A 1,282-nucleotide genomic window follows, 5' to 3' on the forward strand; every position below is an offset into this window, starting at 1 on the left:
GGGGGGCGTGGGGGGCGCGGGGGGGGGGCGTGGCTGTGCGCGGGGGGGGGGGGGGCGGGGGGGGGCCCCCGCTCCCGCGTGTCGCGTACGGGCCGGGTCTGCGGTCCGGCAGGTGGCTGCCGGGGCCGGGTGTTCGCCGGCCTCGGCGTCGCCGGGCGGTGGGTGGGGTGGAACTCAGTGGAGCCGGTGGAGCCAGCGGGGTCAGTGGGGTCGGGGTGGCGTGCGGGGGCGCGCGCCGGGGTGGGTCACAGGTGGGCGAGCTTCTCCAGGACCGGCGCCGCGGCGCGCAGCGTGGCCCACTCGTCCTCGTCGAGCTGCCCAGCGAGCTCCGCCAGCCAGGCGTTGCGCTTGCGGCGGCTCTCCTCCAACATCGCCTCCGCCCGCTCCGTCTGGGAGACGACCTTCTGTCGGCGGTCTTCGGGGTGTGGTTCCAGCCTGACCAGCCCCTTGGCTTCGAGCAGCGCCACGATGCGGGTCATCGACGGCGGCTGGACGTGCTCCCTGCGGGCGAGCTCGCCCGGGGTGGCCGAACCACAGCGGGCGAGGGTGCCGAGCACCGACATCTCGGTCGGGCTGAGCGACTCGTCGACCCGCCCGCCACGGCCGCCGTCGGCCGTGAGGGGATGGTGCTTGAGGCGCCGGGAGAGGCGCATCACGGCGGATCGCAGTGCGTTCACGGCGGCAGCGTCGTCGCCGGTCAGATCAGGCATGTAGTTAGCGTAACTCATTACACTGCCTAACAAAACCCCTTAACGTTTCGCGCCCGAATCACCCATACGAGTGATCTCGCGCCATAAAGCGGACGACCGACGCCCCTCCCCCGGCGACGCTGTTCCGCATGGGATCAAAGGTGCTCAGCCTGCGGATCGACGGGGAGTTGCTGGACCGGATCAGGCAACATGCCGGCAAGCGCGGCATGAGCGTGCAGGAGTACGTCGTCAGGACGCTCGTCCGGGAGGACTTCGACGAACGTTTTCACGCATCCGTGGACGAAACGGCCGCCTTCTACGACGAGCCGGGCGCCCCCTCGACGCCGTCGGCCACCGGCCCGCGCTGAACCGCCTCCGCGCAACCGCCTCCACGTACGGGCTCCTCGCTCGCCCCCGCGCGCGTGCGAGCCACGAACCCGGGTGGTGGCTCATCCCGCTGCGGTGGCGCTCGCCCCCGCGCGCGTAACAAGCCACGCGGCCCCGGTGGGGTCGGGCCCCCGACGGCACGGGGGGGGGCCCGGGGGGGGGGCCCGGGGGGGGGGGCCCCCCGGGGGGGGGGCGGGGGGGGGGGG

Annotated in this window: 2 protein-coding genes; one reads left to right on the forward strand and one right to left on the reverse strand. The window is 74.3% G+C overall.

Annotation, left to right across the window (positions count from 1 at the left end; translation table 11 throughout):
* Nucleotides 1–245: 245 nt before the first annotated feature.
* Complete coding sequence (locus tag AAHZ94_RS34230; protein WP_349997579.1) at nt 246–710, reverse strand: MarR family winged helix-turn-helix transcriptional regulator; 465 nt, start codon at nt 708–710, stop codon at nt 246–248.
* Between the two features lie 128 nt (nt 711–838).
* Here AAHZ94_RS34230 and AAHZ94_RS34235 point away from each other — a divergent pair, with 128 nt between their 5' ends.
* A complete protein-coding gene (locus tag AAHZ94_RS34235; RefSeq protein WP_349997580.1) occupies nt 839–1,057 on the forward strand; it encodes a ribbon-helix-helix protein, CopG family in 219 nt (72 codons plus the stop codon).
* The last annotated feature ends 225 nt before the right edge of the window (nt 1,058–1,282 follow it).

Source organism: Streptomyces sp. HSW2009 (assembly GCF_040240285.1).
Lineage (GTDB): Bacteria > Actinomycetota > Actinomycetes > Streptomycetales > Streptomycetaceae > Streptomyces.